The organism is Sedimentibacter hydroxybenzoicus DSM 7310 (genome assembly GCF_013403245.1).
GTDB lineage: Bacteria > Bacillota > Clostridia > Tissierellales > Sedimentibacteraceae > Sedimentibacter > Sedimentibacter hydroxybenzoicus.
The window spans coordinates 1-16,112 of the sequence record NZ_JACBNQ010000028.1 but is presented as its reverse complement, the minus strand read 5'-3'; the positions used below and the strand labels follow the sequence as shown (position 1 = coordinate 16,112).

At 34.7% G+C, this 16,112-nt stretch carries 15 protein-coding genes; 13 read left to right on the top strand and 2 right to left on the bottom strand.

Annotated elements, in window-relative coordinates; genetic code table 11:
• Positions 1-163: 163 nt before the first annotated feature.
• Positions 164-1,162 carry a DUF4886 domain-containing protein gene (locus tag HZF24_RS16565; RefSeq protein ID WP_179239481.1) on the bottom strand — a complete coding sequence of 333 codons (999 nt, stop codon included), beginning with the start codon at positions 1,160-1,162 and terminating at the stop codon, positions 164-166.
• 186 nt (positions 1,163-1,348) lie between these two features.
• Between HZF24_RS16565 and HZF24_RS16560 the strand changes: the two genes are divergently transcribed.
• The 13 genes from HZF24_RS16560 (at position 1,349) to HZF24_RS16500 (ending at position 15,498) form a co-directional block, all read left to right on the top strand.
• Positions 1,349-2,005, top strand: coding sequence for a Dph6-related ATP pyrophosphatase (locus HZF24_RS16560; RefSeq protein ID WP_179239480.1), 657 nt, complete (start codon positions 1,349-1,351; stop codon positions 2,003-2,005).
• 16 nt (positions 2,006-2,021) lie between these two features.
• The gene (locus tag HZF24_RS16555; protein WP_179239479.1) at positions 2,022-3,005 is read left to right on the top strand and encodes a lipoate--protein ligase; all 984 of its coding nucleotides are present in this window, start codon (positions 2,022-2,024) and stop codon (positions 3,003-3,005) included.
• 125 nt (positions 3,006-3,130) lie between these two features.
• A complete protein-coding gene (locus HZF24_RS16550; RefSeq protein WP_179239478.1) occupies positions 3,131-5,062 on the top strand; it encodes a sigma 54-interacting transcriptional regulator in 1,932 nt (643 codons plus the stop codon).
• 228 nt (positions 5,063-5,290) lie between these two features.
• Positions 5,291-6,049, top strand: a complete 759-nt coding sequence (locus HZF24_RS16545) for an SDR family NAD(P)-dependent oxidoreductase (RefSeq protein WP_179239477.1) — start codon at positions 5,291-5,293, stop codon at positions 6,047-6,049.
• 51 nt (positions 6,050-6,100) lie between these two features.
• On the top strand, positions 6,101-7,087 hold the full coding sequence (locus tag HZF24_RS16540; protein ID WP_179239476.1) for a TRAP transporter substrate-binding protein: 987 nt from the start codon (positions 6,101-6,103) through the stop codon (positions 7,085-7,087).
• A 110-nt stretch (positions 7,088-7,197) separates the two neighbouring features.
• Positions 7,198-7,677, top strand: coding sequence for a TRAP transporter small permease (locus HZF24_RS16535; RefSeq protein WP_179239475.1), 480 nt, complete (start codon positions 7,198-7,200; stop codon positions 7,675-7,677).
• A 1-nt stretch (position 7,678) separates the two neighbouring features.
• Positions 7,679-8,947, top strand: coding sequence for a TRAP transporter large permease (locus HZF24_RS16530; protein ID WP_179239474.1), 1,269 nt, complete (start codon positions 7,679-7,681; stop codon positions 8,945-8,947).
• Between the two features lie 222 nt (positions 8,948-9,169).
• Positions 9,170-10,135: a thiamine pyrophosphate-dependent dehydrogenase E1 component subunit alpha gene (locus tag HZF24_RS16525; protein WP_179239502.1), complete on the top strand. Its 966-nt coding sequence runs from the start codon at positions 9,170-9,172 to the stop codon at positions 10,133-10,135.
• Positions 10,136-10,146: 11 nt separating this feature from the next.
• The gene (locus HZF24_RS16520) at positions 10,147-11,115 is read left to right on the top strand and encodes an alpha-ketoacid dehydrogenase subunit beta (protein ID WP_179239473.1); all 969 of its coding nucleotides are present in this window, start codon (positions 10,147-10,149) and stop codon (positions 11,113-11,115) included.
• A gap of 24 nt (positions 11,116-11,139) precedes the next feature.
• The gene (locus HZF24_RS16515) at positions 11,140-12,462 is read left to right on the top strand and encodes a dihydrolipoamide acetyltransferase family protein (RefSeq protein ID WP_179239472.1); all 1,323 of its coding nucleotides are present in this window, start codon (positions 11,140-11,142) and stop codon (positions 12,460-12,462) included.
• Positions 12,463-12,565: 103 nt separating this feature from the next.
• A complete protein-coding gene (gene panB / locus HZF24_RS16510) occupies positions 12,566-13,414 on the top strand; it encodes a 3-methyl-2-oxobutanoate hydroxymethyltransferase (RefSeq protein ID WP_179239471.1) in 849 nt (282 codons plus the stop codon).
• 17 nt (positions 13,415-13,431) lie between these two features.
• Positions 13,432-14,850, top strand: coding sequence for a dihydrolipoyl dehydrogenase (gene lpdA / locus HZF24_RS16505; protein WP_179239470.1), 1,419 nt, complete (start codon positions 13,432-13,434; stop codon positions 14,848-14,850).
• Positions 14,851-15,228: 378 nt separating this feature from the next.
• Positions 15,229-15,498, top strand: coding sequence for an AEC family transporter (locus tag HZF24_RS16500; RefSeq protein WP_322790755.1), 270 nt, complete (start codon positions 15,229-15,231; stop codon positions 15,496-15,498).
• A 61-nt stretch (positions 15,499-15,559) separates the two neighbouring features.
• Here the strand turns inward: HZF24_RS16500 and HZF24_RS16495 are convergent, their stop codons facing one another.
• Positions 15,560-16,012 carry a universal stress protein gene (locus HZF24_RS16495; protein ID WP_179239469.1) on the bottom strand — a complete coding sequence of 151 codons (453 nt, stop codon included), beginning with the start codon at positions 16,010-16,012 and terminating at the stop codon, positions 15,560-15,562.
• Positions 16,013-16,112: the final 100 nt, after the last annotated feature.

Sequence of the window (16,112 nt, the reverse complement as noted above, 5' to 3'; positions counted from 1 at the left end):
CTGCACGTTATGAGCGTATTCTCAGAGGGGGTATGCCTGCCCGGGCAGTACAGCGATCAAAATGTTAATTATATTGAACCACCGTATACCGAACGGTATGTACGGTGGGTGAGAGGACGATAATTAAATTAATTTATTATCTCCTACTCGATTATATCATAAGCTATTTCGTAATTTCGAATGGTTTTTTGACTGCATTTAATGCCGCCTTTTTTGCCAAGGAAGCTAATTCCTCGGTGCAATCCTTAGTATCGGGGAAAAACGCAACATCCTTGGATAAGCTTATATCTATCTTTTCATTATCGACAATTATTGTCTGAAAAAAGGTTAATCCGGCTATATATCGTCCTAATCCATATCCTAAATGGTAACCGTCGCTTGTTAATTCATTTGCTGATGTTTTCAAATATTTATTATTTCTTGCATTTTGTATAGCTGTTCCACATGGGATAATTATATCTATTCCAGTTTCATCCGATGCTTGCTTATAGGCATCTACAATTGAATTGTACATTGTAATCTGATTTCTTTTATAATAACTAAAGTTATTGTTTGGGCTTTTGCTTGCATAAGCCCATGTCATATTAAATGCAAGCTTTAAATCAGTATTAGTTGAAAGTTCTTTTATATAATCTATTAATTCATCAAGATATGGCTGAAATGTATCGTATACGCCCGATTCGCCCGAAGCCTGCTGTAGTGTAATATAGTCCCAATCCTCATCCAATATTGCGTCCTTCATAGTTTTGTTTTTGTATTCTCTCATTCCCTTTGAGTTCCATTTATAATATGTATATGCTTTTTCATCGCTGTTTGCATATTTAAGGTGTCTTTCTAAGGAACATCCGCTGTTATACAAATTTCCAACTATTATATTTACATCAGCCGCCTTAGCAATTTCATACAGGTAATAAACCGAATCCTGTGAAAAAGAATTTCCGACAGATAATATTTTTATAGCTTTTTCCGAAGGCACATACCTTGTATCCAGCATATTATTTAAAATATTAACTATTTTGACGGTCAGAACCCTAAATTGATTTATCTGAGCTTCTTCGGTAGTGGTTGTTTCTATGGTATTTACTGTTGCGTATGAATAGCTTGTAACCGTGTTTAGAAATAAAAATGCAATTATTAATAAAATTAATGTAATTTTTTTCATGCTGTGCCCTCATAGAAATATGTCCTGATTGTATCTTGATTATATCACCAAAATAATACTTATTTCAACAATAATCGCACAATAATTAAAAAGAACAAAACAAGAAACAAAAAAAGTAAAATCTTGAAAAAACGGACGATATGTTATATAATATAGTAATTTATTTTCATTTTAAGGAGTGAACTGTTGAATAAAAAATGTTTCGTTTCATGGAGCGGAGGGAAGGATTCCTGCTTAGCTTTATATAGGGCGATAGAGTCGGGATATGAACCTCGAAAGCTCCTGACAATGTTTAGCTTGGAAAGCGGAATCAGTTCGGCACATAGGTTGGATGAAAACATATTTCGTGCTCAGGCAGAAGCAATAGGTGTAGAAAGTATAATAGGAAGAGCTGAGTTTAATGATTATGAAAATGTATTTGTATCGTATATCAAATTATTTAAAAAACAGGGTATAAACTATGGGATATTTGGTGATATAGATTTGGAGGAGCATAGACAGTGGGAAGAAAAAGTATGTGAAAAGGCTTCGATTACCGCATTGCTTCCTCTTTGGAAAATTAACAGGAGAGATATAGTTAAAGAATTTATAAATCTTGGCTTTAAAGCAAAGATAGCGGTAGTTGACATTACATCATTAGATACAAAATTTCTGGGACAAGATTTAAGCTTATCACTGATTAAAGAAATAGAAAATTGCGGAGCAGACGCTTGCGGTGAAAATGGAGAATACCATACCGTTGTTTATGACGGTCCAATTTTCAAAAAATCCATTAAATTAAATTTTGGTACGGAGGCTATACCGATAGGTGAAAAGTGGGCACATATTAAAATACAGTTGTAAAAAGAGGAGCTAAAAAATGAAATTTATTGAAAACAATTCTATTGATCCACATTATAATTTAGCATTTGAAGAATATATTTTTAAAAATTTAGATGAAGATATTGTTTTATTGTGGAGAAACGGACCTTCTATAATCGTAGGGAAAAATCAAAATACGGTTGAAGAAATTAATATGGATTATGTTAAGGAAAATAATATAAATGTAGTCAGAAGGGTAACCGGCGGAGGTGCAGTTTATCATGATTTGGGAAATTTGAATTTTTCATTTATAACTAAAACAGAAAGCAATTTAATTGATTTTAAAACATATAACGTTCCCATAATTAAAGCATTGGAAAAGCTGGGAGTTAATTGTGAATTGTCTGGGAGAAACGACATTGTAATTGATGGAAAGAAATTTTCCGGAATAGCTCAAAGTGTGAATAAAGGCAGAGTTTTAAATCATGGAACCTTGCTTTTTGATTCCAAATTAGATACATTGTCGAAGGCATTAAATGTAAAGAGGGATAAAATAGAATCAAAGGGAGTTAAATCAGTTTCCAGCCGGGTTACCAACATCAAGCCGTACGTTAAGGATGATATTGATGTCTTGCAATTTAAACAGGTTTTATTAAAAAATATATTTGAATATTTTGATCAACCTTTAGAAATATATGAATTATCTGAAGATGACAAAAATAACATTCAAAAAATGGTCGATGAAAGATATGGTACATGGGAGTGGAATTACGGCAAATCACCTAAATTTAATTATAGCGGATACAACAGATTTGCAGGCGGTTGTGTTGAAGCAAGATTACAGGTTGAAAACGGCATCATAGAAAACTGTAAAATTTACGGAGATTTTTTCGGAAAAGGCGATATACATGAATTAGAACAAAAAATAAATGGGCTCAGATATAATGAAAGTGAAGTGATTGATGCTCTATCAGATGTTACGGTTGAGGATTATTTAGGAAGAATTTCCAAAGACGAATTTATGAAATGTTTGTTTAATTAACGTACGTAAATAAAATAAAAATGTTATATAAATTAAGATAATGGGTGTAAAAATTTGACATTTATTGATTAATGTAATATAATTCAAAATCAAACGTTAACATATGGTTCCAGGGAGGTACGATTATGATATCATTTGTGATTCAAAAACATGATTATGTGTTAAATGGATGGGAAAGATGTGAACATCTGAATACAAACAGACAAAGCGATCTATGTTTTAACGATATATCTGAATCTGACTTAAGTAATTTATTAGCGAAACACAAAGATTTAATAAAAACTGCACATCCATTTATGGAACAGGTGGAAAAGCTTCTTAACGATTATTTATTAATAGCTTTAGTGAATAAGGAAGGATATATTGTTGATGAAATACAACCTCATTCAAATAAAAGGTTAGATAATGCTTATTTTTGTTTGGGTGGACGATTTAGTGAGGAGTATAACGGTAATACCTCAATAAGTACTTCGATTATTGAAAATAAATCTATATGTTTAATTGGAGATGATCATTATTGTGATTGTTATCATAATCTTTTATCAATGAGTGCACCGATTTATTATAACAATGAGATAATTGCAACTCTTTCGGTAGTGTCAAAAGGCAGAAACAACAATGATTCACTCAGTATAATTGAGTCAATTGCTAAGATAATAGGATTAGGATACGAATCTAACAATAGCAACAAAGAGTTAAGCTTGAGGTACAAGATGCAGAGCGCCATTATGAATTCCATTACAGATGGATTGCTCATAATTGATAAAGAGGGTCGCTTGGAGTATATCAATCAAGTTGGAGCAGAAATTTTGGGGTTTGAAAGAGAAACATCAATGGGAAAGCACGTTTCGGAATTGGTGGATTTTAAACCGGTGATTTTAAATGTTTTGAAAACGGGACAAGGCTACGTTGACAAAGAAATTATAGTTTCCGATAGGACAGGTGTAAAGACTCATTTTATAAAGACGGCTGTTCCGGTAAAGGATGATGATGGAAATATAGTAAATGTGGTTGACACATTCAGAAAGATTAAGAGAGTACAAAAACTTATAAATGAGATGACGGGTGCGTATTCTAACTTTAGATTTGATGATATAATAGGAAACAGCACTAATCTTAAGAAGTGTATAAAAATAGCAAAGATTGCTGCAAACAGCACATCCAATGTTTTAATAACAGGTGAAAGTGGTACAGGTAAGGAGTTAATTGCACATTCGATACATAGTCATAGCGATAGGAGAGATCAACCATTTGTAACGATTAATTGTGGTGCTATACCAAGAGAATTATTAGAATCGGAATTGTTTGGTTATGAGGCCGGCTCCTTTACAGGAGCATCCACAAAGGGGAGAACAGGTAAATTTGAGCTTGCTGAAGGTGGTACAATATTTTTAGATGAAATAGGAGAGATGCCGCTTGATATGCAGGTTAAGCTGTTGAGAGTGCTTCAGGATAAAAAGGTTACACGGGTTGGAGGCTACAATGTTTTTAATGTAGATGTTAAAATTATTGCTGCTACGAATAAAGACCTGATTAAGCTATGCGACCAAGGACTTTTCAGAAGGGATTTATACTATAGGATTAACGTATTGAATGTTAAAATTCCATCCATGAGAGAACGAAAATCAGACATACCTATATTAGCTGAATATTTTATAAATAAATATAGCTATCGTTTGGATAAAACTATTTTAGGCATCTCTTCGGATGCATTGGATTTGTTAATTAAATATGATTGGCCCGGAAATGTAAGAGAGTTAGAAAATGTGCTGGAAAGAGCTGTTAATATTTGCGAGGGTAATATGATTACTGAAAAAGAGATAAATAGTGATTTGTTTTATCAAGATAATAGCATAAATCAACATAGTTGTATGAACTCATCAAATGAAAATGATATTGTTCCATTAGAGGTTTTAGAAGAAAGAGCAATTAAACAAGCTCTTATAGTATCGAACGGAAATATTACTACGGCAGCAAACATGCTTAAAGTTACAAGAAACACGATATATAACAAAGTAAAAAAATATAATTTGGATATATATAATTATCAAATGTAAATATTAGTGTGTAATTATTAAACAGTGCTAAAATATTGAGCAATTGATTGCTCAATATTTTAGCACTGTTTATATTTTTGTGTTTATATAGATTATAAATAATTTTAATATTATGTTACTATGACATGCATTCGCAAATTTTGTATTATGTTGGCATAAAGTTTGCATTATAAAAAATAACGAAGGAGGGTTTAGTTAAAAAATCTTATAATAAAACAGGAGAAAAAAATGAGATTAAAAGATAAAATCGCTGTTATTACAGGATCTGCCGGAGGAATAGGTGCCGCAGTAGCTATAAAGTTTGCAGAAAATGGTGCAAATGTTGCATTGTGGGATGTAAATGAGGCGGGTTTAAAAGAAATGGAAGAAAAGCTTTCAAGTTATGGTGTAAAAGCTAAAGGATATAAAACAAACATTACGGATTACAAAGAAGTGCAGGAAATAGGACTTCAGGTAATTCAGGATTTTGGTAGAGTTGATATTTTAATCAATTGTGCAGGTGGGGGCAGAGATATTGCTCTTGGGCTAAGAGAATTGGATGATGAAAAATGGGATAGATTGATAGATTTAAATATGACCAGTATGTTTAACTGTACAAAAGCTGTTATAGAAAATATGGTTGAAAATAAATACGGTAAAATAGTTAATTTTTCATCAGTTGCCGGATTAAGAGGTGGTGGATTACTTGGAAAGGCAGCTTATGCAACTGCCAAAGCAGGTGTAATAGGATTTACAAAAGCTGTTGCAAAAGAATGCGCACCATATGGAATATACTGTAATGCAATAGCCCCATCTCTTCACGTTACACCTCTTATTGAGGCTAACATGGGCGCAGAACAAATTGAAGAACTAAAGAATAGTTTTCTTTTAAAAACAGCAGGAGATCCAAGTAAGCTTGCGGAGCTTGTTGTATTTTTGGCATCGGATGATGCACAATTTATTACAGCATCTCTTTACATGGTAGACGGAGGATTCTCTTATCACTAAAATTTCTTAGTACAATTTAAAACTTATTTATAAAATTTTATGGAGGAAAAAATGAAAAAATCTAAATTATTAGCTTTAGTATTAGTAGTCGTGTTGGCTGCAGCATCTGTCGTTGGTTGTGGATCTAAAAGCGATGAGGTTTCTGTCTTTAAATTAGCGAATGGTAGTGCATTAGGAGATGAGAGGGATCAATCATTACAGGAGTTTGCAAAATTAGTTGATCAGAAATCAAATGGAACAATGAAAGTTGAAGTTTATTCAGGCGGAACTTTAGGATCATGGAGAGATACTATTGAAGGACTTGAGCCAAATATTGTGCAGATTGTTTGTGAAAGTATAGGAACTTTAGAAGCATACAGCCCTACAGCAAGTATAGATGCATATCCATATTTATATGATGATTATGACCACTATAAAAGAGTAATGCTTAACGGTGAAGTAGGTCAAAAGATAATGGATGCTGTTGCTGAAGAAGGTAATTTTGTACTGATGGGACCTTCAAACAGAGGTGCCAGAATTGTAACATCGAACAAAAAGATTGAAAGTGCTGATGATCTCAGAGGGGTAAAAATTAGAGCACCGGGGATACAAATGTACATAAAAACTTGGGAATATTTGGGAGCATCACCGTTGCCTATGGATCCTTCAGAAATATATACCGGATTGCAGCAAGGTACAGTTGATGCACAAGAAAATCCTATAATGTATAGCTATGGTAATGCATTCTATGATGTGTGCAAATATTTGGTATTAACTAACCATGTGTTTAGTACAGATGTATTCATATTCAATGACAAATATTTTAATGGTCTCCCGGAAGAGCAACAAAAGATTTTCAGAGAAGCTGCAAAAGAAGCTGGAGATTTCAGAACAAAGCTTGTAGAAGATCTTGAAGCTGAAACAATTGAGCTTATGGCGGAGAAAGGAATGGAAGTTTTAAGACCGGATTTAAGCGGATTCCAAGAAAAACTTGCTGATTTTGCAAAAGAATTTCCTAATTTAGCTGGTTTAGTTGAAGAAGTACACGCATCAAGATAAAGTAAAAAATTGCAAAATACTTATTCACATTTCTGTGAATAAGTATTTTTGAAAATTTTATCAGAAGGAGGCAATAATACGGGAGAAATATCTTTGTATTACTAAAAGAAATGAAAATAGTTCTCGATAAACTAGAAAAAATTATTTTGTGGATATTGGCAATATTATTTACTGTTATGGTAATAGCATTTTTTTACCAGATTGTTTTGAGATTTATATTTGAAAGCGGTAATCCGTGGGCTGAAGAATTGACAAGATATACATTAATCTGGATGTCTATGCTTGGTTCAGCTGTAGCTACAAGACGCGGTAGAAATATGGATGTTGATTTTGTGGTGAAGCGTATGCCCAAGACTATGAAGACTATAAATTCAATTATTACAAAAGCATTGATTATAGGCTTTTTATTGGTAATTATAATTTATGGTGTCAACCTTGTCAGTATAACTTTTAAACAATTATCTTCTGGATTGAGAATTCCTATGGCGTATATGTATGCCTCGGTTCCGGTAGGCGGATTTTTAATGTTGCTATTTACAATAGAGATAATTATCAACGATATTAAGAGTAGAAACATTAAGGAGGTATAGCATGGGAATTATATTAATAATTTTAATATTAGTTTTTGCAATCATAGGCATACCAATAGCATTTTCACTAGGAATTTCTTCACTTGTAACCATAATAGCCGAAGGATATCCGCTAGTGGTAGTGCCGCAAAAGTTGTTTGGTGGTATTGATTCTTTTCCTTTATTAGCTATTCCTTTCTTCATACTATCAGGAGAATTGATGAATGGGGGAGGCTTAAATAAAAGAATTATAAGAGTTGCAAATGCATTTCTAGGAAACCTGCCGGGCAGTCTTCCGATTATAACAATAGTTGCATCTGCTTTCTTTGCAGCTATATCAGGATCTGCGGTTGCTACTGTAGCAGCTATTGGGGGGATAACTATCCCGGCTATGATAAAACAAGGATACCCTGATCATTATGCAGCAGGTGTTGCATCTTCGGCATCTATAGTTGGTCCTATAATTCCTCCAAGTATAACTTTAATAGTCTATGGTTCATCGCTTCAGCTTTCAATCAGCTCATTATTTCTAGCATCGGCTGTTCCCGGAATTTTTATGACTTTTGCCTTTATATTAATTGCTGTATATCAGGCAAGGAAAAATAATTATCCCAGAGAAGGAAAAACGAGCTTTAAAGAAAAGTTTGATGCAGTTAAGGAGGGCTTCTGGGCGTTGATGATGCCGGTTATAATATTGGGAGGAATTTTTTCGGGAACATTTACACCTACGGAAGCAGCAGTTGTATCAGTAGTATATGCTTTTATAATAGGATTGTTTGTATATAAAGGCTTTACCCTTAAAGATTTGCCAAAAATACTTGGAGAGGCTGCGGTTTCTGCTTCAACTATTATGTTAATTCTGGCAACATCAAAAATATTAGCATGGGTAATAACAGTTATTAATTTGCCAACAATGGTTGCTAATGCAATACTGGGGATAACAGACAATGCATTCTTAATATTAATGCTAGTTAATATTATATTGCTTATAGTTGGCTGCTTAATGGAAGCAAATGCAGCCGTTATAATTTTAATTCCAATATTAGTTCCAATAGTAACACAACTTGGCATGTCACCAATAACATTCGGAGTTCTTATGACAGTTAACTTATGCTTGGGACTATTGACTCCTCCGGTTGGAATATGCCTGTTACTCGGTTCTCAGATGGCCGGGTCAAAATTTGAGAAGGCAGTTATTTCAATGCTGCCGTATTTTGCAGTTGGATTAATAACATTGATGTTGACAACTTTTGTGCCGGCAATAACTCTTTGGCTTCCCGGACTGATGTAAATTTAGCAGTTATTCTTGAAAATTCAGTTCATCTCCATATGCTTGTTTGCAGCAAGAAATAGCATATGGAGGGTACTTCTTCAAGGGAGAGAATCCAACCTTTGTAATCGGTCTTATACATGAAGCATTACGAGGAAACCGGATATATTTTTTCAAATAGTTTAATAATGAATCATTAAGTACATGGAAATGTAAATATATTTAAAGGAGCAGAACATGAGAATGGTAAAGTATAACAAGGAATTATTAGAAACATTTTACTACAAAATGATGAAAATCAGAAGATTTGAAGAAACAGTTGAGAGGTATTTCTTAGATGGAGAAATACCGGGATTTGTGCATCTATACATAGGTGAAGAAGCAATTGCATCAGGTGTTTGCACGAGCTTAACAGATGAAGATTATATAGCAAGTACACATAGAGGTCACGGACATACAATTGCAAAGGGTGCAGATTTGAATCAGGTTATGGCCGAGATATTTGGAAAGAAGACAGGTTCTTGCAAGGGCAAGGGAGGCTCAATGCATATTGCTGATTTTTCAGTAGGAATGCTGGGAGCAAACGGAGTAGTAGGCGGAGGATTCAATTTAGCTACAGGTGCTGCATTAGCTATTAAGGTGAAAAAAAGAACTAATGTTTCGGTCGCTTTTTTCGGTGATGGTTCATCAAACAGAGGAACATTCCATGAAGCATTAAACATGGCATCTGCGTGGAAATTACCAGTAATATTCGTTTGTGAAAATAACCAATGGGCATCAACAACTCCATATAGAACTACAACAGCAGTAGAGGACATATCGATAAGAGCACAGGGATATAATATGCCGAGTAAAATTGTTGATGGCAATGATATTTTTGCAGTGTATGAAGGCTTCAAGGAAGCATTGGAATATGTTAAAGCTGGTAACGGTCCGTTCTTCTTAGAAGCTAAGACGTATAGAATTAAAGGTCACTTTGTAGGTGATCCCGAAATGTATAGAACAAAAGAAGAAGTTAATGAAATATATGTAAATAATAATCCAATAACAAGATTTGAAGAAGAAGTTTTGTCAGAAAAATTAATGACTGAAGAACAGCTAAAGAAAATAAGAGAAAAAGTTGAAATAGAAATTAAAGAAGCATTAAATTTCGCACTAAACAGTGAGTACCCGGATCCGTCAGAAATATTTGATGACTTATATGTGTAGGAGGTAGAAAAATGAGAGAGATTACATTTTCACAAGCAACATTAGAAGCAATGGCAGAAGAAATGAGGTTAGATGAAGACATAATTGTAATGGGGGAAGATATAGTAAGACAAGGTGGAATTTTTGGACAATTCAAAGGTTTGCCTGCTGAATTCGGCGAAAGAATTATGGATACTCCAATATCTGAAACAGCAATTATCGGAGCATCAGTAGGAGCTGCGCTGGCAGGATTAAGACCTGTAGCGGATATGCACTATGCAGACTTTTTAGGTGTTGCCATGGATGAGGTATTTAATCAAATGGCTAAAATCAGATATATGTTTGGAGGGCAGACTACAGTTCCAATGGTTATAAGAGCACCTGACGGATTGTCTTTGAGTGCAGCAGCACAGCATTCACAGAGCATTGAAGCATGGTTTATGAATATCCCGGGGCTTATGGTAGTTACACCATCAAATCCTGCAGATGCTAAAGGATTATTAAAATCAGCAATAAGAGATAACAATCCTGTAATATATTTTGAAAATAAAATATTATATAAGGAAAAAGGACCGGTTCCTGATGGTGAATATTTCGTTCCTATAGGAAAAGCTAAGGTAGCAAAAGAAGGTTCGGATATCACTATAGTTTCTTATTCAATAGCAATGAAAAAAGCTTATGAAGTTGCTGATTTATTAGCCAAGGACGGAATTAATGCTGAAATTATTGACCTTAGAACGATAGTGCCTTATGACAAGGAAACAATATTAGAATCGGTAAAGAAAACTCATAGATTAGCCATTATACATGAGGCGGTAAAACAAGGGGGCGTTGGCTCTGAAATTGCTGCATACGTAGCAGAAGAAGCAGTAGAGTACTTAGATGCACCAATTAAGAGATTTGGGGCGCCATTTACTCCGGTACCATTTTCACCACCATTAGAAAATGCTTATAGATTAAATTCAGAAAAAATTGCAAAAGGGTTAAAGGATTTATTTTAATTAAAGCTGTGAAGGAGGATGAATATGGCAAGAGAAATATTAATGCCCAAATTAGGACTTACGATGGCAGAAGGAACTGTCACCAAGTGGTTTGTTGAAGAAGGAAATAATGTAAAAGTAGGGGATAAGTTATTTGAGGTAGAAACAGATAAGCTTACCAATGAAATTATTGCAGATACAGAGGGAATAGTAAGAAAGATAGTTGTACAAGCAGGTGAAACCGTGCCTGTTAAGGCGCTTATAGGTGTTATTGCTGATAAAAATGAGGATATCTCCGGGATAATAGGGAAGAACTTAGGCAATAAAGAAGAGGAAAAAGTTGCGGATACATCGTATATATCAGATGTGGAAGTTAATGAAATAAAGAATACAAAAGAAAATTCTGACTACATTCTTGCTACACCTTATGCTAAGAAATTATCCTATGAAAAAGGTATAGATTTATCGGAAGTTGAAGCGACAGGCTATAGCGGAGTTATATTGGCAAAAGATGTTGAGAGATATCAAAATGATAAGCCGAGAATAAAGGCTACGCCTGCAGCTAAGAAGATGGCTTCTGAAAATAATATAGATTTGTCCGCAATTGAAAAGAATGACAGAATTAAGAAATCAGATGTTGCGGGATATGCAACAAAATCTGAAAAATCAGCATATGATCAGCCTACAGAGACTGAAAAAGCTGTCGGTATGAGAAAAATCATCTCAGAGAGAATGAGAGCAAATTGGATTGCTACTCCTATGGTAACATTTAACATGGAAGTAGATATGACAGAATTTATCAGATTAAGAGAAAAGCTTAAACCGATATATGCAGCAGAAGGATTGAAATTAACGTATAATCATATGATAATGAAGGTACTTGGCAAGCTTCTGATGAAGTACAGACATCTTAATGCAAGCTTAGAGGATGATACCATAACATATCATAACTATGTAAATCTTGGTGTAGCAGTAGATGTTGAAAAGGGATTGATGGTACCTAATGTTAAAGGTCTGGAAACAATGACCCTTAAGGAGATAGCAGAAGAAACGGAAAGATTGATAGAAAATGCAAGAACCAACAAGCTGAATCCTGATGATTTATTTAATGGAACATTCACGATTACAAATATCGGTATGTTTGGAATGGATTCATTTACACCTATTATCAACAGACCTGAGGTTGCCATTTTGGGAATAAACAGAATAGTTGATAAGCCTGTAGCAATTGATAAACGAGTGGTTGTAAGACCTATGATGAATTTAAGTCTGACGACAGATCATAGCTTGGTGGACGGTGCATTATCAGCTAAATTCCTGAGCGAAATAAAGGAATTTATAGAAAATCCATATTTGTTGATTGATTAAATATCAATCACCGTATTACATTTCTCCTTCTTAAAATAAACAGATGTTATTAAATATTTTTAAGAAGGAGTACTTTAAATTTAATTATTATGAGGTGAATATAATGAGGAAAAAAAGTATTCTTGACTTGCAATCTATGAAGAAAAAGGGTGAAAAGCTAACATGGATTACAGCATATGATTTTCCTATTGCTTCATTTGCTGAACAAGCAGGAATTGACATGATACTTGTCGGTGATTCCTTGGGAATGGTTGTATTGGGATATGAAGGTACCATACCTGTTACAATGGATGATTGTATATCACATTGTCAGGCAGTAAGAAGGGGTGCTAAAAATACAATGATAGTAGGTGACATGCCGTTTATGTCATACCAGATATCAGACGAATCAGCAGTTGAAAATGCAGGCAGATTTTTAAAAGAAGCTGATGTTGATGCTGTTAAGCTTGAGGGTGGAAGAAGAATGTGTTCACGTATAAGAGCTATTACGGATGCAGGTATAGTTGTTTGCGGACACATTGGCTTAACTCCTCAAAGCTCAGGGGTTCTTGGCGGATTTAAAGCACAGGGCAGAACAGTGGAAAGTGCCAGAGAATTAATATTAGATGCTATAGCAATAGAGGAAGCCGGAGCAAAGTTTCTTTTATTAGAAGCAGTTCCGCCGGAAGTAACGGAATATATAACTAAAAAATTAACTATTCCTGTATATTCTATCGGTGCCGGTGCATCATGTGACGGACAATTAATTATTTGCGGGGATATGTTGGGATTGTTTCAGGCATTCACTCCTAAATTTGTAAAGAAATATGCGAATCTGGCAGAGATAACTATCAGTGCTATAAAGGAATATTGTGATGACGTAAGAAATGTTAAATTTCCTGAAGACAAACATGTGTATCACATAAGCGAAGATATTGCCGAATTCGAAAAGTTATTTGAGGAATTTAAATAATAGGGAAGGAGCAATATATGTCAGCAAATGATTATAAGGTAACAGTAATCGGCGGAGGTATAGGAGGCTATGTTTCTGCAATAAGAGCGGCACAATTAGGCGCAAGGGTTGCATTAATAGAAAGAGCAGATCTTGGAGGCACTTGCCTTAATGTTGGATGTATCCCTACAAAGGTATTGCTTCATACTGCAGAGCTATATGAAGAATTAAAGCATGCCGATGAATTAGGATTAGAATTAGAAAACAAACCCAAAGTAAATTGGCAGAAATTACAAACGAGAAGGGTAAGCATAATAAACAAGCTTGTTAAGGGAGTTGAAATGCTTCTTAAATCCAATAATATAACATTAATAAGAGGAGAAGCAAGCTTCCTTGACAATAAAAGTATAAAGGTAAGATTGTCAGACGGGAAAGAAGAGGTTATAAACAGCGAATATTTTGTGATAGCAACAGGCTCCGAGCCTATGATTCCACCTATAAAGGGGTCAGACTTAGAAGGGGTAATAGACAGTACAAAAGCTCTTTGCTCAGAAAAATTACCGGAAGAAGTGGTTATTATAGGTGGCGGTGTCATAGGTATCGAGTTTGCCAGTGTATACAGCTCCTTTGGAACAAAAGTAACCATGATTGAAATGATGCCTAAATTAGGTCAGTCTATAGATTCAGATGTGGCTGCAATGTTGGCTGCAAATATGGAGAAGTCAGGAATACAAATACAAACCTCAGCAAAGGTTGTCGGAATAGAAAAAAAGGATGGCAGGCTTTGTGTTAAGTATGAGCTAAACGGAGAAGACAAATTTGCATACGGAGATAATGTGTTAATTTCAACAGGAAGAAAACCTGTGACAACAGGACTTCAAACAGAGAACGCAAAAATAGCTGTAAGCAACAGAGGCTTCATAAACATTGACAGCAACATGAAAACAAATGTTAAAAATATATATGCGGTGGGAGATGTAACGGGTAAGATTATGCTGGCTCACGTTGCAGAAGAACAAGGCATAGTTGCGGTTGAAAATATGCTGCTTGGAAGTAATAAAACCATAAACTATGACATTGTCCCCGGATGTCTATATACCAAACCAGAAGTAGCATATGTGGGAATTACAGAGGACGAAGCCAAGAATCGCGGCATTGACTACGAAACAGGTATGTTTCCGTTGGTTAATAACGGGAAAACATTAATTACAGGTGATGTTGAAAATACCTTCATTAAAGTTGTAACCGATAAAAAGTATGATGAAATAATAGGTATTTCAATTTATGGACCGAGGGCGACTGAAATGATTTCAGAATTTTCTCTTGGTATCAATTTAGAAGTCACAGTAGATGAGCTCATTGAAACTATTCATCCACATCCTACTGTTTCTGAAGGATTAAAGGAAGCGGTATTAGCCGTTAAAAAGCAAGCCATACATTCCATGAAAGCTAAGTAAGTGAGATGCCCTAACCCCATTTGTCAGATGTATGGGGACACACCTCTAAAGTAAAGACAATCTATGCAGAAAGCTTTAGAGGAATGTCCCCGAATTGGTTTCCGAGAAATGGTAGGTAGGTCATTCGCAATGAATTCCCAACGTTTGCGACCAAAGGGAGATAAAACATTGGTGAATGAGACTGGGACGACCCTAATCTTTGATTTGGTGTCGGTCGCTTATCCCGAGCAAAGCGAGGGATCTCGTTGTACAAAAGATGAGATTCTTTGGGCAAAGCCCTCAGAATGACAGTGTCGAAAGTGCTAACACTGTAAAATATAAAGGGACTGTTTTCTATACAGTCCCTTTAAGCTTAAATCATTACAGCCATGACAGGGCATATACAGGGAGGAAGCATATATTGCAACTTTTTTCAGATTAATAATTTCTCCATTACTTATGATTTTAATATTAAAGTTTTTTGAATTTGATATAATGATTGAGCAAGTTTATGTTATATACGCTTCTTTACCGGTTGCGGTTCTGATGCCGATACTTGCACAAAAATATGGAGGAGATATTATATTCGGATCAAAAATAGTAGTTACCACACATTTAATATCATTAATAACTATTCCTATTTTTGTTTGGCTATATACTGTTATATAATTTCTTAAGATTGCACATAGAAAAAAGCCGATAGAACATTTTGTTCTACCGGCATACTTTCCTATCCGTTCACAACCATTACAGGGCACGGTGCTTGTGAAATTACTTTTTGAGTTATAGAACCGATAAAAATTCTTTCCATATTTGACAACCCTCGTCTTCCCATTACGATTAAATCAAATTTTTCATCAGTAGCAATTTTTAATATTTCAACAGAAGGCTTTCCAACCACCACTCTTTTTGTCGTCATTAAATCATCGCAATTCAGATTTCTTACAAGTATATCAAGCATTTTGGTTTCTTCCCGTATGAGATTTTTAAGCATTTCCTCACAATTTGCGATAAAAGCATGCTCTACATTCATTCCGAAGTATGAATATTTATCCTCTGTGGGAGTGTTAACAACTGTTACGAAAGTAAGCTCCGCATTTATTAACTTGCCGATTTCAACTGCCTTTTTCGCTGCTTTTTCAGATGCTACAGAGCCGTCAACCGGAATCAATATCTTTTTCATAATGTCACCCCTTATTATAATTCCGTAGTGTCAAGTAAACACTACTATTTTTTTGTTAAAACCTTTATATATCAAGGGTTGCATAGTCTTTATAAAACAA

What these genes read in the sequence shown, in the direction of transcription:
- HZF24_RS16565 (WP_179239481.1), bottom strand. Translation starts at nt 1,162, where the DNA reads ATGAAAAAAATTACATTAATTTTATTAATAATTGCATTTTTATTTCTA.
- HZF24_RS16555 (WP_179239479.1), top strand. Translation starts at nt 2,022, where the DNA reads ATGAAATTTATTGAAAACAATTCTATTGATCCACATTATAATTTAGCA.
- HZF24_RS16550 (WP_179239478.1), top strand. Translation starts at nt 3,131, where the DNA reads ATGATATCATTTGTGATTCAAAAACATGATTATGTGTTAAATGGATGG.
- HZF24_RS16545 (WP_179239477.1), top strand. Translation starts at nt 5,291, where the DNA reads ATGAGATTAAAAGATAAAATCGCTGTTATTACAGGATCTGCCGGAGGA.
- HZF24_RS16540 (WP_179239476.1), top strand. Translation starts at nt 6,101, where the DNA reads ATGAAAAAATCTAAATTATTAGCTTTAGTATTAGTAGTCGTGTTGGCT.
- HZF24_RS16535 (WP_179239475.1), top strand. Translation starts at nt 7,198, where the DNA reads ATGAAAATAGTTCTCGATAAACTAGAAAAAATTATTTTGTGGATATTG.
- HZF24_RS16530 (WP_179239474.1), top strand. Translation starts at nt 7,679, where the DNA reads ATGGGAATTATATTAATAATTTTAATATTAGTTTTTGCAATCATAGGC.
- HZF24_RS16525 (WP_179239502.1), top strand. Translation starts at nt 9,170, where the DNA reads ATGGTAAAGTATAACAAGGAATTATTAGAAACATTTTACTACAAAATG.
- HZF24_RS16520 (WP_179239473.1), top strand. Translation starts at nt 10,147, where the DNA reads ATGAGAGAGATTACATTTTCACAAGCAACATTAGAAGCAATGGCAGAA.
- HZF24_RS16515 (WP_179239472.1), top strand. Translation starts at nt 11,140, where the DNA reads ATGGCAAGAGAAATATTAATGCCCAAATTAGGACTTACGATGGCAGAA.
- panB (WP_179239471.1), top strand. Translation starts at nt 12,566, where the DNA reads ATGAGGAAAAAAAGTATTCTTGACTTGCAATCTATGAAGAAAAAGGGT.
- lpdA (WP_179239470.1), top strand. Translation starts at nt 13,432, where the DNA reads ATGTCAGCAAATGATTATAAGGTAACAGTAATCGGCGGAGGTATAGGA.
- HZF24_RS16495 (WP_179239469.1), bottom strand. Translation starts at nt 16,012, where the DNA reads ATGAAAAAGATATTGATTCCGGTTGACGGCTCTGTAGCATCTGAAAAA.